Raw genomic sequence first — 15,582 nt, forward strand, 5'->3', positions numbered from 1 at the left:
GCCGCTACTCCTCCTCGGCGAGCGTGTCGCCCACGAGGGTCGAGAGGATCGACGCCTCCTGGAGCTGGCCGAGGATGCGCGACGCGACGCGCCCCTCCCTGTCGAGGACGAGCGTCGTGGGCACGGCGTTCGGCGGGACGGTGCCGGTGAAGGCGAGCTGCACCGACGAGTCGGTGTCGACGATGGAGGGGTAGCCGAGCCCGAAGGTCTCGGCGAAGGCGGCCGCGGTGGGGGCCTGGTCGCGCACGTTGACGCCGACGAACGACACGCCCTTGTCGGCGAACTCCGTGTTCACCGTCTCGAGGTCAGCGGCCTCGGCGCGGCACGGGGCGCAGCTGGCGTACCAGAAGTTGACGACGACGACCTGCCCGGCGAGGTCGGCGGAGTCGATGGTGGCGCCGGTCTCGTCGGTGCCGGAGAAGACGATGGGGTCGTCCCGGTCGGCGGCGGCGATCTCGGTGACGGTGCCGTCCCCCGAGATGTAGCCCTTGTTGCTCCCGTTGCGGTACTGGTCGGCGAGCGGATCCTCGGAGCAGCCCGTCAGCGCGAGCGCGGCGGCCAGCGCGAGGACGCCCGCTGCGCGGAGCCGCCCCGTCCGGCGCATCAGACCGCTCCCACGTCGGTGGCCAGGCCCTGCAGGCCGGCGGCCGGGTCGGAGTAGCCGACCTCGACGAAGCCGTCCCCGCGCCGCTCGAGGGTCGTGATGCTCGAGAGGGCGCAGCGGCGCTTGCGCGGATCGTGGAAGAGGCGCTCTCCGGCGAGGGCGCGGTGGACCGTCCAGATGGGGAGCTGGTGGCTGACGATCGCGGCGTCGCCCTCCTCGGTGCTTTGCCACGCCGACTCGATCGCCGCGTACATCCGCGCCGAGATGGAGAGGTACGGCTCGCCCCAGCTGGGCTCGAAGGGGTTGCGGAGCCAGGGCCAGTGCTTGGGGTTCCGCAAGGTGGAGCTGCGCGCGGCGAGGGACTTCCCCTCGAAGCGGTTGCTCGGCTCGATCACCCGCTCATCGGTGCGGATCTCGAGCTCGAACGCCTGCGAGATCGGCTGCGCGGACTCCTGCGTGCGCTGGAGCGGCGACGCGATCAGCGCCGTGACGTGGCGCCGGCGCTCGAGCAGGTCGTCGGCGGCGGAGCGGGCCATGCGGTGGCCCAGATCCGAGAGCCGGAAGTTCGGGAGTCGTCCGTAGAGGACCCGGTCGGGGTTGAACACCTCGCCGTGCCGCACGAGATGGATCTGATCGGCAACCACGAGCGTCAAGTGTACGGAACGCGGCGTGGGGGAACGCCGGGAAAGGGTCGCCTGAGCCGGACCTGAGCAGAGCCTCAGCGGCGCGCCGAGACCGCCGCCGACAGCCGCCGCACGAGCGGTCCGGGCAGGTGCCGCACCACGGCCATCGGGACCCCGAAGCGCAGCGACGGCACCGAGACGACGGAGCCGCGCGCGACGTCGCGGAGGAACTCCTCCACCACCGCGTCCGCATCGAGCCAGAGGAAGGAGGGGATGGAGGAGGTGTCCATCGCCGCCCGCTCGTGGAACTCGGTGCGCACCCAGCCCGGGCAGAGCGCGGCCGAGCGGACGCCGGTGCCGCGCAGCTCGACGGCCAGCGACTGCGCGAAGGCGGTCGCCCACGCCTTCACCGCGGAGTAGGGGCCGAGGTGCACGAAGCCCGCGACGCTCGACACCGTGAGGATCGCGCCGCGGCCGCGGGTGGTCATCGCCTCCGCCGCCGCACCCGAGAGCACGGCGACCGAGCGCACCATCACCTCGAAGGCGTGGTCCTGAGCGGCGACGTCCGGCTCGGCGAAGGTCCCGTCGATCCCGAAGCCGGCGTTGTTGACGAGGACGCGGACGGGCCGGGCAGGATCGACGAGCCGCGCTCGCACCTGCTCGACCTGCTCGCGGTCGCCGAGGTCGGCGGGCAGGACCTCGACCGCCGCGGCGCCGAGGCCGCGCAGTCCGGGCGCCGCCTCCTGGAGGCGCTGCTCGCTGCGGGCGACGAGGACGAGGCTCCAGCCGCGGCGCGCGAACGCCCGGGCGAACGCGAGGCCGATGCCGGAGGACGCGCCGGTGATCAGTGCGGTGCTCATGCTCCGACGCTACCCGTCGCCGCCCGGCGGCCCCCGAGTAGACTCCCCTACCGTGACCGACGAGACCCGCCTCCCCCGAACCACTGTCAAGAAGCTCGCCGCGCTCGAGGACGGACCCGTCCGCGTGTCCGGCTGGGTCGAGACCGTGCGCGACCAGAAGAAGGTGCAGTTCGTCGTCCTGCGCGACGAGTCCGGTGCCGTGCAGCTGGTGAACCCGGCCGTGCGCGAGGCCGTCGAGGGCGACGACGCGTCGGCTGCGCGCCTCGCGATCACCGAGGAGATCTCCGGCCTCGCCCAGGGCTCCTTCATCACCGTCATCGGCGCGCTCAAGCACGACGAGCGCGTGAAGCTCGGCGGCATCGAGGTCAAGCTCGAGACGCTCGAGGTCGTCGCCGCGTCGATCCCGGAGGCGCCGATCGCGCCCGACTCCGGCATCGACAAGCGCATGGACTGGCGCTTCCTCGACCTGCGCCGTCCCGAGCAGAACCTCATCGCCCGTGTGCAGACCACGTTCGAGCACGCGCTGCGCACGTACTGGATCGAGCACGACTTCATCGAGATCCACACCCCGAAGCTCATGGCGAGCGCCTCGGAGTCGCGGGCCGAGCTCTTCGAGGTCGAGTACTTCGAGACGAAGGCCTACCTGGCGCAGAGCCCCCAGTTCTTCAAGCAGATGGCGCAGCCCGCCGGCTTCGGCAAGGTCTTCGAGGTCGGCCCCGCCTTCCGCGCCGACCCCAGCTTCACCTCGCGTCACGCGACCGAGTTCACGAGCGTCGACGCCGAGGTCTCCTGGATCGACTCGCACGAGGACGTCATGGAGCTGCACGAGCAGCTGATGGTCGCCGGCCTCACCGCCGTCGTCGAGAAGCACGGCGCCGAGGTCAAGGCGCTCTTCGACATCGACCTGACCGTCCCGACCACGCCGTTCCCGCGCATCCCGCTCGCCGAGGCCAAGCGCATCGTCGCCGAGCGCGGCTACGAGGTGCCCCGGGCCGACGACGACATGGACCCCGAGGGCGAGCGCCGCATCGCGGCCTACGTGCAGGAGGAGTTCGGGCACGACTTCGTGTTCCTCACCGACTACGCGTCGAGCATCCGGCCGTTCTACCACATGCGCCGCGAGGGCGACGGGACGATCACCAACAGCTACGACCTCATCTACAACGGCGTCGAGATCTCGACCGGAGCCCAGCGCGAGCACCGCGTCGACGTCCTCGTCGAGCAGGCCCGCGAGAAGGGCCTGGACCCGGAGGAGCTCGAGTTCTACCTCGACTTCTTCCGCTACGGCGTCCCGCCGCACGGCGGCTTCGGCATGGGGCTCTCGCGCGTGATCATGCTGATGCTGAACCAGGCGAACCTCCGCGAGGTCACCTACCTGTTCCGCGGCCCGACCCGCCTGCTGCCCTAGGCGCGGATCCCGGTCGCGGGAACCCCGGACCATCGAGACCGCCGCGGACGGCGGGTCCCCCTCGATGCGCCGGGGCTCCCTCGCGCCAGCCGCTAGGGAACCGGCAGCACCACGAGGTCGAGGTAGTCGGCCAGGCACGCCACCATGTCCACCGCGTCGCGCTCGAGCAGCCACTGCAGCTGCACGCCGTCCCAGAGCGCGATGATCGACGCCGCCACCCGCTCCGGATCGGACCCCTCGCGCAAGCGCCCGGCGGCCTGGAGCTCGCGCAGCTCGGCCGCGTACTCGCTGCGGAGGCGGCGGAACCGCGCGGCGAAGAAGTCGCGCCCCGGGTGCTCCTGCGTCGTCGACTCGCCGCAGAGCACGGCGTACAGCTCGATCACTCCGGGCGCCGTCTCGTTGTAGCGGGTCTGCCGCAGGATGCCGGCGACCAGCCCCTCCTCCGGGTCCGGCGGCGAGGAACCGTCGCCCGTGATCAGGTCGCGGTGCTCGAGGACCGCGAAGAGCAGGTCGGTCTTCGACGGGAAGTAGTGCAGGAGGCTCGTCTGGCTGAGCCCGACGCGGTCGGCGACCTCCTGGAGGGAGCCGCGGGCGTAGCCCCGCGCGGCGAAGACCTGGTGGGCGGCCTCGATGATGGCGCGGCGGCGCTCGGCCGATTTCGCGTACGGGCCGCGTCGCCTCGTCGCCTCCGCCATCGACCCCTCCTCAGCACTGGAGGCGCCTCGCCGTGCCCCTCGAACGGCCAGCGTAGCGGCGGCGGAGGAGCAGTGCCGCCAATTTCGAGTACCTACTCGAATTCGTGGTAGCGTCCCGATCATCGCCGGGTGAGACTCCCCGGCTCTCCACCACGACGAAGTGAGGGAAGATGCATCCGTTCACCCGGAGACAGCTCATCGCCGCCGGTCTCGGCACCGCGGCACTCGGGAGCCTGACGGCCTGCGCGACACCGGGCACCGTCTCGGTCAACACGGCGCCGACGATCGCGCCGGCCACCGGCCCGGTCCGCCTGCAGTACTGGGGCTGGCTGAAGGACCTGCAGAAGGTCTGCGACGTCTGGAACGCCTCGCACCCCGAGATCCAGGTCGAGGCCGTCTGGATCCCCGGCGGCAACGCGGGCGGGTACCAGAAGCTCTACTCGGCCCTCGCCGCGGGCGGCGGGCCGGACCTCGGCCAGGTCGAGATCCGCTCCGTCCCCGAGTTCATGCTCGTCAACGGCCTCGTCGACCTCACCCGGTACGGCGTCGAGCAGTACCGCGACCTGTACGACCCCACGCTCTGGGGCCAGGTCAGCTACACCGGCGGCGTCTACGGCATCCCGCAGGACAGCGGCCCGATGGCGCTCTTCTACCAGCCCGAGGTGTTCGGGAAGGTGGGTGCGGAGCCGCCGACGACCTGGGACGACTGGGCAGCGGTGGCGACGGAGCTGCGCGGAGCCGGCTCCTACATCGACTGCTTCCCCCTCGCCGACGCCTCGGTCTTCGCCGCGTTCGCGACGCAGGCCGGTGCGCAGTGGCTGCGCCCGGAGGAGGACGGCTGGGTCATCGACATGACCGACGACGCCACGACGCGCGTCGCCTCCTTCTTCGACACGGCCATCGACCAGGACCTGGTGCAGACCGGCTACGGCGCCTACTCCCCCGCGTGGTTCGCGGCCGCGGCGAAGGGCGGGATCGCCTCCTGCGCCACCGGCAGCTGGGGCGACGCCCTGATCGAGGGGGTCAGCGGAGGCGCGGGCAAGTGGCGCGCTGCTCCCATGCCGGTCTGGGGCGACACCGGCTTCGGCTCGAGCTTCCTCGGCGGATCGACCGCGGCGGTGTTCTCGAGCAGCAAGCACCCGGAGGAGGCGATCGAGTTCGCCGTCTGGATGACCACCACGCAGGAGGGCATCGACGCGATGATCGCCAACAGCGGCATCGGCTGGTCTCCCGCGGTCGGCGAGATCGGCACGGCCCGCAAGGGTCCGAGCGACTTCTTCAGCGGGCAGAACTACAACGAGGACGTCCTCGTGCCCGCATCGAAGGAGCAGAACCCGGACTGGTCCTGGTGGCCCGTCACGCAGCAGTCCTTCAACATCCTCAGCGACGGCTTCCGGAAGAAGGCGTCGGGGCTCTCGCTCGTGGACGCGGTCGCCGAGGCGGAGCAGCAGATCATCACGGTCTTCGAGAACAAGGGCCTGAGCATCAGGAGGGCCTCCGCATGACCACCACGACCTCCCCCGCCGACGCCGCGGTCGCGGCCACCACGCGGACGCCGGGCGCGCCCCGGCGCAGCCGCGCGGTCGCCCGCGCACCATGGATCCTCCTCGGACCCTTCCTGGCCCTGTTCGTCCTCACGTTCATCGTCCCGATCGTCGTCGCCGTCGGCTCCAGCTTCACGAAGGTGACGCGCTCCGGCCTCTTCGGCGAGGCCGGGGTCACCAGCGGGTTCGCGGGCTTCGACAACTACGCGCAGGCCCTCGCCGACGGCAACTTCATCGCCTCCATCGGGCGGATGTTCCTCTTCGGCATCGTCCAGGTGCCGGTGATGATCGCGCTCTGCACCGTCCTCGCGCTGATGCTCGAGTCGGCGTCGGCGAAGTTCCCCGGCTTCTTCCGGGCGGCCTACTTCCTCCCCTACGGAGTGCCCGGAGTGATCGCGACGATCCTGTGGTCGTTCCTCTACGTGCCCGGCCTCAGCCCGCTCATCGACGCGGCGAACGTGGTCGGGCTCCAGCCCGACTTCCTCGGTGCGGACACGGTGCTCTGGTCGATCGCGAACATCTCGCTCTGGAGCTACACCGGCTACAACATGCTGATCATCGTCGCCCAGCTCAAGGCGATCCCGGTCGAGCTCTACGAGGCGGCGAAGGTCGACGGCGCCTCCACCTGGCGCGTCGCCCGCAGCATCCAGCTGCCGCTCATCCGCCCCGCGCTGGTGCTGACGACGATCTTCTCGATCATCGGAACGCTCCAGCTGTTCGCCGAGGCGCAGGTGCTGAAGACGGTCGCTCCGGCGATCGACAGCCAGTACACGCCGAACCTCAGCGCGTACACCACGGCCTTCGCCTACAACGACTACAACGTCGCCGCCGCCCAGGCCGTCCTGATCGCGCTGGTCGCGTTCCTGCTCTCCTTCACGTTCCTCTCGATCTCGAACAGGAGGTCGTCATGAGCCGCACCGAGACCCCGCCGACCACGACCACCGGAGTCGTCACCGCCGACCGCCCCGTGAAGGCCGGACGCGGGCCCGACCGCTCGGCCGGCCGCAACCGCGCCTCGACCATCATCGTCACCGCGATCCTCGTCGTCGTGGCGGTCTACTTCCTCATCCCCGTCTACTGGGTCGTCGTCGCGGCGACCAAGACGACCGAGGACCTCTTCGCCACCTACGGCTTCTGGTTCGCCCCGACGTTCGCGCTCTGGGACAACCTGACGCAGGTGCTGACCTACGGCGACGGCATCTTCGTCCGCTGGTTCCTCAACTCCGTCCTCTACGCCGGAGTGGGCGCCCTGCTCGCGACCTACCTCGCCGCGGCGGGCGGCTACGCGCTGGCCAAGTACGAGTTCCGCGGCAGCAGGCTCGTGTTCGGGACGATCCTCGCGGGCGTCCTGGTGCCGGGCACCGCGACCGCTCTGCCGCTGTTCCTGCTCTTCAGCCAGATGGGCATCGCGAACACCTACTGGAGCGTGCTGATCCCCTCGCTCGTCTCGCCGTTCGGGCTGTTCCTCTGCCGGATCTACGCTCAGGCGACCGTGGACACCGCGATCATCGAGGCGGCGCGCATCGACGGCGCCGGGGAGCTGCGGATCTTCCACACGCTCGGGCTGCGCATCCTGACTCCCGCGCTGGTCACCGTGTTCCTCTTCCAGCTGGTCGGGATCTGGAACAACTACTTCCTGCCCCTGGTGATGCTCTCGGACACGAACCTGTTCCCGATCACACTGGGACTGAACAACTGGCTCGGACAGGTCGACCGCCTGCCCGAGTTCTACGAGCTCACGACCGGCGGCGTCCTGCTGTCGATCATCCCGCTCGCCATCGCCATGATCGTGCTGCAGCGCTTCTGGCGCGGCGGCCTGACGGAAGGCTCCGTGAAGTGACGACTCCCCCGACGACCTCCCACTACCTGACGGACACCGGACCGGGCTCCGGCCGCCGCCGGGCCCCCCGCTCATGGCTGCACACCGACGCCCCGGCGCTCCCGCTGGACGGGGAGTGGCGCTTCCGCCTGCTCCCCGCCGCTCCGGGGACCCCGGGCGGCGCCGGCGTGCTGCCGGAGGGCGAGGGCGTGGACGCCGTCGGGGACGAGTCGTTCGACGACTCCGGCTGGGACCTGATGCCGGTGCCCTCGCACTGGGTGCTGCAGGGCGACGGGCGCTACGGACTGCCGGCCTACACGAACGTGCAGTTCCCGTTCCCGACCGAGCCGCCGTTCGTTCCGGACGCGAACCCGACGGGCGACTACCGCCGCACTGTCGTGGTCCCGGAGGAGTGGGACTCCGCCGAGGCGGTCGTCCTGCGCTTCGACGGGGTCGAGTCGCGGTACCGCGTCTGGGTCAACGGCGTCGAGATCGGCATCGGCTCCGGCAGCCGGCTCGCGCAGGAGTTCGACGTCACCGGCGTCGTCCGCCCGGGCGAGAACCTCGTCGTGGTCCGCGTGCACCAGTGGTCGGCCTCGAGCTACGTGGAGGACCAGGACCAGTGGTGGCTGCCGGGTATCTTCCGCTCGGTGCACCTGCTCGCGCGCCCCGTCGGCGGGATCGAGGACGTGTGGCTGCGCTCCTCCTTCGCCGGCGGCGCGGGCCGGATCGAGGCGGAGGTGACCGCCGCGGCCGACGCGTTCCCGCTGACGCTGCGCGTGCCCGGGCTCGGGATCGAGACGGTCTGGGCCTCGGCGGAGGAGATCGCCGCGATCGAGGTCCCCGAGGTCGAGCCGTGGTCGGCGGAGGCTCCGCGCCTCTACGACGCGACGCTCGCCTCCGCCGGTGAGACGGTCTCGCTGCGGCTCGGCTTCCGCACGGTCGAGATCCGCGGCGACCGCTTCCTGGTCAACGGCGAGCGCGTCGTCTTCCACGGCGTCAACCGCCACGAGACGCACCCCGACCGCGGTCGAGCGTTCGACGAGGACTCCGCCCGCGAGGACCTCGCGATGATGAAGCGCTTCAACGTGAACGCCATCCGCACCAGCCACTACCCGCCGCATCCCCGTCTGCTCGATCTCGCCGACGAGCTCGGCTTCTGGGTGGTCCTCGAGTGCGATCTCGAGACCCACGGCTTCGAGCGGGTCGGCTGGGCGGGCAACCCCAGCGACGACCCCGCCTGGCGCGAGGCCTACCTCGACCGCATCGAGCGGACCGTCGAGCGCGACAAGAACCACCCGAGCATCGTGCTCTGGTCCCTCGGCAACGAGGCGGGCACCGGCGCGAACCTCGCCGCGATGTCCGCCTGGGTGCACGGCCGCGACCCCGAGCGCCCCGTCCACTACGAGGGCGACTACACCGGCGCGTACACCGACGTGTACTCGCGGATGTACTCCTCGATCCCCGAGACCGAGCGGATCGGCACCGACGGCTCGCTCACTCCGCTCCTCGGCTGCTCCCCCGGCGAGTCCGCTCGGCAGCGCTCCAAGCCCTTCCTGCTCTGCGAGTACGTGCACGCGATGGGCAACGGCCCGGGAGCGATCGACCAGTACGAGGACCTCGTCGACCGCTTCCCGCGGCTGCACGGCGGCTTCGTCTGGGAGTGGCGCGACCACGGCCTGCGGGCGCGCACGCCGGAGGGCGTCGAGTACTACGCGTACGGCGGCGACTTCGGCGAGGTGGTGCACGACGGCAACTTCGTGATGGACGGCATGGTGCTCTCCGACGGCACGCCCAGCCCGGGCCTGTTCGAGTGGAAGCAGATCGTCGCTCCGGTGCGCCTCACGGTCCGCGGCGACGGCGTCGTCATCGAGAACCGCCGGCACGACGCCTCCACCGCCGATCTGCGCTTCGCGTGGCGGGTCGAGCGGGACGGGCGGGTCACCGCGGAGGGAGTGCTCGACGCCCCGGTCATCGCGGCCGGCGACGCCGTGCACGTGGAGCTCCCCCCGCTCGAGGTGCGCCCCGGCGGCGAGACCTGGCTCACCGTCGACGCGGTCCTCGACGCCCCGACCGCCTGGGCGGAGGAGGGCCACGTGCTCTCCACCGGTCAGCACCTCCTCGCCGCGCCGTCGGCGGTGCCCGCGTGGACCCGCGCCGTCCGCTCGGCTCCGCCCCTCGAGGGCGGCGCGCTCGGAGTCGCGCGGTTCCGCGACGGCCGGCTCGCCTCCCTCGCCGGCCTGCCCGTCGACGGACCGCGCGCCGAGCTCTGGCGCGCCCCGACCGACAACGACGAGGGCGCGGGCTTCCCCGGCTACGTCACCGGCGACCCGTACGACGGCGACGGCCGCGGGCTGCCGGCCCCCTCCTCCGCCGCCCGCTGGCGCGAGGCCGGACTCGACCGCCTGGTCGGCCGCGTGCAGGAGGTGGACGCCTCCGCCGGGCTCCGCCGCGTGACCCGCTTCTCGGCCGCGGACCTCGACGCGGGACTCCTGATGGAGGAGCGCTGGAGCGTCGACGGGGAGAGCACGGTCCTCCGCGTCGACCTCGTGCCGACCCGGGGCTGGGACTCCGTCTGGCCGCGGCTGGGCATCCGGATCGACCTGTCCGCGTCGATCGACGGCGCGGAGTGGTTCGGCACCGGCCCGCTCGAGTCCTACCCCGACAGCCTCCGGGCCGCGCGGGTGGGGCGCTTCACGGCGGAGATGGACCGGCTGACGACTCCGTACGCCCGCCCGCAGGAGAGCGGTCACCGCAGCAGCGTGCGCGAGCTGACGCTGACGGAGGCGGGCTCGCCCCGGCTCCGCATCGAAGCCGCGCGCGACCTGCACGGGCGCCTTCCCGGCTTCACCCTGGCGCGGCACACGCCGCAGGAGATCACGGCCGCCGCGCACCCGCACGAGCTGCCGGAGTCGGAGCGCGCGGTCCTCGTGATCGACGCCGCCCAGCACGGCCTCGGCTCCCGCGCGTGCGGTCCGGACGTGTGGCCCGACTTCCAGCTGCGGCCGGAGGCACGGACGATCCTCCTCCGCTTCACCGCGGCCGGCTGAGCGCCGGGAGAGGACGAGGGAAGGCCCGCGGGATCGCGTCCCGCGGGCCTTCGCTCGTCCTCGGGACGCGTCAGTCGCTCTGCGTGCGCGGCAGCGGTCCGCCGATGAAGAGGTCCGTGTTCATGCGCCGGCGGCGCATCACGACCAGGACGGCCGCGCAGGCGACGAGCGACGCGGCGACCGCGCCGCCGCCGATCATCAGCGCGGTGGTCGGTGTGATGCCGGCCGGTCCCGCCGAGGCGGCCGTGCTGAGGAAGGCGGTGCGCGCGGCGCTGATCGCGGTGCCGCAGACCTGCTGCGCCTCCCACGGTGCGGCCGTGGTGTCGCTGTCACGGTAGGAGACGGTCACAGCTGCCGTGCGGTGCGACTCGCGGCCGAAGGCGACGACGCAGTAGACGGAGGGGTCGGGGTCGGCGATGACCGCGTCGCCCAGCGCCAGCTCGGCCCAGCCGATGGAGTCGGACTGCACGGCGACGTCGCCGGCGGCCAGGTCGGCGCGGGACCCGGAGGTCTCGAAGGCGCCCACGGCGACCTCCTCGTCGGCGTCGAAGCCCCAGACGGCGCCGCGGGGCGCCTCGGTGCTGCCGTCGCCGAGCTCGCGCGGCTCGAGCAGGAGGCCGTTGCCGGTGGAGGGCGCGAGCCGGAAGACGACCTTGGCGGCGGAGCCCTGGTCGCCCGTGAGGTCGACCGTGAAGGCGCCCGACTTGGTGATCAGCGCGGTCGGCACGGTCGCTGTGCCGCTCCCCGCCTCGAGGGTCAGCGGGGTCTTGGTGCCGTTCGGGTCGCGGAGGACCGCGGAGACGGCCTCGCCGCTGGCGAAGCCGGTGTACGAGAAGCCGACGCCGTAGAAGCGGGCGAGCTCGACGGTGAGCGCCTCCGGCTGCACGGCGAGCTCGCGGGTGAGGAAGACGTCCGCGGTCGCGGCACCGGCCGCCGGCTTCGCGCCCTCGGTCGAGGTGCCGAGCTCGGTGCGTCCGGGGGCCGACGCCGCCGGAGTGACGGCGCCCGCACCGGAGGAGCCGGCGCTGCCGGACGTGGTGGTGCCGGTTGTGGTGCCGCCGCCGGAGGTGCCGCCGGACGTCGCTCCGCCGGTGGTGCCGCCGCCGGAGCCGGAGCCGCCGGAGGACGATCCGCCGCCGGTGGAGGGCTGACCGCCGCCGGAGCCGCCCTGCTGGCCGCCGCCGGTCGAGCCGCCGCCGGTCGAGCCGCCGCCGGTCGAGCCGCCGCCGGTGGATCCGCCGCCGGTGGATCCGCCGCCGGTGGAGGGCTGGCTCGGCTGCTGGGGCGCGGGGTCGACCGGTGCCGGATCGACCGGCGCGGGGTCCACGGGCGCGGGGTCGACGGGAGCGGGCTGCTCGGGTTCTGCCGGCTCCTCGGGCACTCCGGGAACGGACGGCTCCTCGGGGACGCCGGGAACGGGGTCGGAGCCGCCGTCGCCCGGCTGCTCGGGATCCTCCGGCACGCCGGGGATGGTCGTCGCGGCCGGCTGCTCGACCGTGGTCGAGACCGTCGAGGCGGAGGGTGCCGCGACGGCCGCTCCGGGGAGGGCCAGGCCGAGCACGAGCGCCGCGAGAGCGGCGGCGGGCAGGGCGAGTCGGCGGGATGACGGCATGGCGGTTCCTTCCTCCACGGGCGACGATCTGCGTCCGCGCACGGAGGAGCGCACTCCCCCCTCACGAGGGTAAGGGCGAGAGGCGAGCTTTCGCGAGCCGTCCCGTCCCCCGTCAGAGGGACGTCGCGGTCGTGCTTCCGTCCGGACGGCCCGGTCGAAGCTCACCCGCGATCGAGGAGGGCCCGCCGGAGCCGCGCGGGATCGACCCGCCAGAAGGTGTGCACGCGCCCGTCGATCAGCACCACCGGGATCTCCTCGACGAAGCGCTCGTGCAGCTCGGGATCGTCGAGGATCGACACCTCCGAGACGGCGACCGACGCCTCGCCGCCCAGATCGGCGACCACCTGCTCGACCACGGTCCGCGCGTCGTCGCAGAGATGACAGCCCGGCTTGCCCACGAGCGTCAGCTCCACGTCCACCATGCGGTCAGTGTACGGCGGCCCCGGCGACGGGCGCCGAGACGGCGAGCGCCGCCGGGATGATCCGTGAACGCAGACGAGCGCCCGACCCCGGAAGGGCGGACGCTCGAGTGGGAAGAGGCGCGAGCCTACTTCTTGTTGCGACGCTGGTGGCGAGTCTTGCGAAGCAGCTTGCGGTGCTTCTTCTTCGCCATACGCTTGCGACGCTTCTTGATGACAGAACCCACGAAGACCTCACAACGTTCAGGGGGTCGACCGCCCGACGGGCGGCCGCTTACGAAAAACTGGCTCCCGCGAGCTTACACGACCCGGGGCTCCACCGTTTCCGGCTCCTCGGCGCCCCTCACTTGCGGATGCGCAGCGCCTCCGCCACCTTCGTCGCTCCCTCGCTGACGCCCCGCTGGATGTCCTGCACCACGGTGCTGACCTGGTGGGTGCGCTCGGCGAGCGCCCGACCCAGCGACTCCGCCCGGGCCGCGGTCGGAGCGTCGAGCAGGGCGCCGGCCGCCTCGTCCTCGGCGAGGAAGGGCAGCAGCCAGTCCTCGACCTCCGCCAGCGGCGCGTACTCGAGCGCGTAGAAGCGGTGCTGTCCGCTCTCGCGCACCGTGACGAGGCCGGTCTCGCGCAGCACCTTGAGGTGCTTCGAGACGGTCGGCTGGCTCAGCTCGAGGCGCGCCACGATCCGCGACACGCTCATGCCCTCGGCCGAGCCGTCCCGCCGCTGCTCGAGCAGCAGGGCGAGGATGTCCCGGCGGGTCCCGTCCGCGATCACCCCGAAGATGTCAGCCATGCGCCCAGGCTAGTCAGCGCCCCGGGGGCCCGGCACCGAGCGGGTAGCATGGCCGCGATCGAGTGGAGGATCCGCCGTGGTGGTTCGGCAGCAGTTCCGCAGCCCCGTGGGCGTCTCGCCCGTCTCCCCCTGGTCGGGGTTCGAGCGGGCCCGCGACCTCATCGACGACTTCGCCGGACGCTCGCCGTCCCGCTTCGCGATCCTCATCTTCTCGGCGCTCGTGCTCGTCTTCACCCTGCTGTTCTCGCTGCCGGTGTCGAGCACCACGGGCACCGTCACTCCGCTGCACGACGCCTTCTTCACCGCGATGTCGGTGATCTGCGTGACCGGCCTCGCGACGGTCGACATGGCGACGCACTGGTCGGCGTTCGGCCACTCGATCATCTTCGTCGGCGTGAACATCGGCGCTCTGGGAGTGCTGACGCTCGCCTCGATCATGGGCCTGGCGATCTCGCGCCGCCTCGGGCTCCGGGCGAAGCTCATGGTCGCCAGCGACTCGAACCCTCTGCGGATCCACTCCGGCCCCGTCGCCGAGGGCCAGGCCGTGCGCCTGGGCGAGATCGGCGGGCTGCTCGCCACCGTCGCGATCAGCGCCGCCGCGATCGAGATCATCGTCGCGCTCCTGCTGTTCCCGCGGATGCTGATCGACGGGATCCCGATCGGCGAAGCCGTCTGGCACTCCTTCTACTACTCCGCGATGGCGTTCACGAACACCGGCTTCGCCCCGAACGCCGCGGGACTCACCCCCTTCGAGGACGACTACTGGTTCCTCGGCATCCTGATGCTCGGCGTCTTCCTCGGCTCGATCGGCTTCCCCGTCATCTACGCCTTCTCCCGCGGCTGGCGGCGCCCGCGCAAGTGGTCGGTGCACGTGAAGCTGACGCTGGTCACCTCCGTGATCCTGCTCGTCGCCGGGGCCGTCCTCTACATCGTGCTCGAGTTCGACAATCCGAGGACCTTCGGCAGCCTCGATGCGGGAGACACCGTCTTCCAGTCCTTCTTCCTCTCGACGATGACGCGGTCGGGCGGCTTCTCGACGATCTCGGTCCCCGACCTCAACGGCTCGAGCCTGCTCGTGACGGACATGCTGATGTTCATCGGCGGAGGATCGGCCTCCACGGCCGGCGGGATCAAGGTCACGACCCTCGCGATCCTGTTCCTGGCCGCCTTCGCCGAGGCCCGCGGCAACAACGACATGGAGGCGTTCGGCCGCCGGATCCCGAACGACGTCCTCCGCCTGGCCGTCTCGGTCGTGCTGTGGGGCGCGACGACGGTCGCCGTGTCGAGCGTCCTGATCCTGCACATCACCAAGGCCTCGCTCGACCACGTGCTCTTCGACGTGATCTCGGCCTTCGCGACCTCCGGGCTCTCGACGGGGCTCACCGCGGAGCTGCCGCCGTCCGGGGTCTACATCCTGGCGCTGACGATGTTCATGGGCCGCGTTGGTACCGTGACTCTCGCCGCCGCGCTCGCCGCGAGCCAGCGGAGGCAGTTGTTCAGACGACCGGAAGAGAGGCCCATCGTTGGTTGACCGCATCAGGTACGACGCCCCGGTGCTGGTGATCGGCCTCGGGCGCTTCGGAGCCGCCACGGCCGGCCAGCTCGACCGCCTCGACCGCGAGGTCCTCGCCATCGACGCCGACGCCGGTCTCGTGCAGAAGTGGTCGGAGCGGGTCACCCACGCGGTGCAGGCCGACGCCCGCTCGCTCGACGCCCTCGCGCAGATCGGCGCGCAGGACTTCCAGGTCGCCGTCGTCGCGGTCGGCTCCTCCATCGAGGCGTCCGTGCTGATCACCGCGAACCTCGTCGACCTCAAGATCCCGCAGATCTGGGCGAAGGCGATCTCGCGCTCGCACGGCAAGATCCTCGAGCGGATCGGCGCGAACCACGTGATCTACCCCGAGGCGGAGGCGGGCGAGCGCGTCGCGCACCTGGTCTCGGGCCGCATGCTCGACTTCATCGAGTTCGACGACGACTTCGTGCTCGCGAAGATGTACCCGCCCAAGCCGATCCGGGGGCTGACGCTCACGGAGTCGGGCGTGCGCCGCAAGCACCGCGTGACCGTCGTCGGCGTCAAGAGCCCGGGCAAGCCCTTCACCTACGCGACCGAGCAGACCGTCGTCTCGAACCACGACCTCATCGTGGTCAGCGGCACCCC

At 71.8% G+C, this 15,582-nt stretch carries 15 protein-coding genes; 7 read left to right on the top strand and 8 right to left on the bottom strand.

Annotation, left to right across the window (positions count from 1 at the left end; genetic code table 11):
• Positions 1–4: 4 nt before the first annotated feature.
• The 3 genes from C5C33_RS03920 to C5C33_RS03930 form a co-directional block, all read right to left on the bottom strand.
• Complete coding sequence (locus C5C33_RS03920) at positions 5–604, bottom strand: TlpA disulfide reductase family protein (RefSeq protein ID WP_104224865.1); 600 nt, start codon at positions 602–604, stop codon at positions 5–7.
• The gene (locus C5C33_RS03925) at positions 604–1,248 is read right to left on the bottom strand and encodes a histidine phosphatase family protein (protein ID WP_104260467.1); all 645 of its coding nucleotides are present in this window, start codon (positions 1,246–1,248) and stop codon (positions 604–606) included. Before C5C33_RS03925 ends, C5C33_RS03920 begins: the two co-directional genes overlap by 1 nt.
• A gap of 74 nt (positions 1,249–1,322) precedes the next feature.
• Positions 1,323–2,087 (bottom strand): SDR family oxidoreductase, encoded by a 765-nt coding sequence (locus C5C33_RS03930; protein WP_104260468.1) that lies wholly within the window; start codon positions 2,085–2,087, stop codon positions 1,323–1,325.
• Positions 2,088–2,139: 52 nt separating this feature from the next.
• Here C5C33_RS03930 and aspS point away from each other — a divergent pair, with 52 nt between their 5' ends.
• Entirely contained in the window at positions 2,140–3,495 is a 1,356-nt protein-coding gene (aspS, locus tag C5C33_RS03935; RefSeq protein ID WP_258069172.1) for an aspartate--tRNA(Asn) ligase, read from the top strand.
• A gap of 92 nt (positions 3,496–3,587) precedes the next feature.
• Here the strand turns inward: aspS and C5C33_RS03940 are convergent, their stop codons facing one another.
• Positions 3,588–4,190 (bottom strand): TetR/AcrR family transcriptional regulator, encoded by a 603-nt coding sequence (locus C5C33_RS03940; RefSeq protein WP_258059340.1) that lies wholly within the window; start codon positions 4,188–4,190, stop codon positions 3,588–3,590.
• A 170-nt stretch (positions 4,191–4,360) separates the two neighbouring features.
• Between C5C33_RS03940 and C5C33_RS03945 the strand changes: the two genes are divergently transcribed.
• From C5C33_RS03945 to C5C33_RS03960, 4 genes are read left to right on the top strand one after another with little or no spacing between them, the layout of a single operon-like run.
• Positions 4,361–5,695 (top strand): ABC transporter substrate-binding protein, encoded by a 1,335-nt coding sequence (locus C5C33_RS03945; RefSeq protein WP_104224859.1) that lies wholly within the window; start codon positions 4,361–4,363, stop codon positions 5,693–5,695.
• A complete protein-coding gene (locus C5C33_RS03950) occupies positions 5,692–6,645 on the top strand; it encodes a carbohydrate ABC transporter permease (RefSeq protein ID WP_104224858.1) in 954 nt (317 codons plus the stop codon). The genes C5C33_RS03945 and C5C33_RS03950 overlap by 4 nt, the downstream gene beginning before the upstream one ends.
• Positions 6,642–7,574, top strand: coding sequence for a carbohydrate ABC transporter permease (locus tag C5C33_RS03955; protein ID WP_104225919.1), 933 nt, complete (start codon positions 6,642–6,644; stop codon positions 7,572–7,574). Before C5C33_RS03950 ends, C5C33_RS03955 begins: the two co-directional genes overlap by 4 nt.
• On the top strand, positions 7,571–10,603 hold the full coding sequence (locus tag C5C33_RS03960; RefSeq protein WP_219814936.1) for a glycoside hydrolase family 2 TIM barrel-domain containing protein: 3,033 nt from the start codon (positions 7,571–7,573) through the stop codon (positions 10,601–10,603). Before C5C33_RS03955 ends, C5C33_RS03960 begins: the two co-directional genes overlap by 4 nt.
• A gap of 70 nt (positions 10,604–10,673) precedes the next feature.
• Here the strand turns inward: C5C33_RS03960 and C5C33_RS18370 are convergent, their stop codons facing one another.
• The 4 genes from C5C33_RS18370 to C5C33_RS03985 form a co-directional block, all read right to left on the bottom strand.
• Positions 10,674–12,215, bottom strand: coding sequence for a hypothetical protein (locus tag C5C33_RS18370; protein WP_181136184.1), 1,542 nt, complete (start codon positions 12,213–12,215; stop codon positions 10,674–10,676).
• Positions 12,216–12,376: 161 nt separating this feature from the next.
• Positions 12,377–12,637, bottom strand: coding sequence for a glutaredoxin family protein (locus C5C33_RS03975; RefSeq protein ID WP_104224855.1), 261 nt, complete (start codon positions 12,635–12,637; stop codon positions 12,377–12,379).
• 125 nt (positions 12,638–12,762) lie between these two features.
• The gene (locus tag C5C33_RS03980; RefSeq protein ID WP_003792170.1) at positions 12,763–12,861 is read right to left on the bottom strand and encodes a 30S ribosomal protein bS22; all 99 of its coding nucleotides are present in this window, start codon (positions 12,859–12,861) and stop codon (positions 12,763–12,765) included.
• 116 nt (positions 12,862–12,977) lie between these two features.
• Positions 12,978–13,424 carry a helix-turn-helix transcriptional regulator gene (locus C5C33_RS03985; protein ID WP_104224854.1) on the bottom strand — a complete coding sequence of 149 codons (447 nt, stop codon included), beginning with the start codon at positions 13,422–13,424 and terminating at the stop codon, positions 12,978–12,980.
• A gap of 160 nt (positions 13,425–13,584) precedes the next feature.
• Here C5C33_RS03985 and C5C33_RS03990 point away from each other — a divergent pair, with 160 nt between their 5' ends.
• Together C5C33_RS03990 and C5C33_RS03995 are read left to right on the top strand one after the other, a co-directional pair.
• Positions 13,585–14,955, top strand: a complete 1,371-nt coding sequence (locus C5C33_RS03990; RefSeq protein ID WP_244229642.1) for a TrkH family potassium uptake protein — start codon at positions 13,585–13,587, stop codon at positions 14,953–14,955.
• A partial coding sequence (locus tag C5C33_RS03995) for a TrkA family potassium uptake protein (RefSeq protein WP_104260475.1) occupies positions 14,948–15,582 on the top strand: 635 nt, incomplete at its 3' end. The genes C5C33_RS03990 and C5C33_RS03995, both read left to right, overlap by 8 nt.

It is taken from the genome of Rathayibacter sp. AY1H3, from assembly GCF_002932015.1.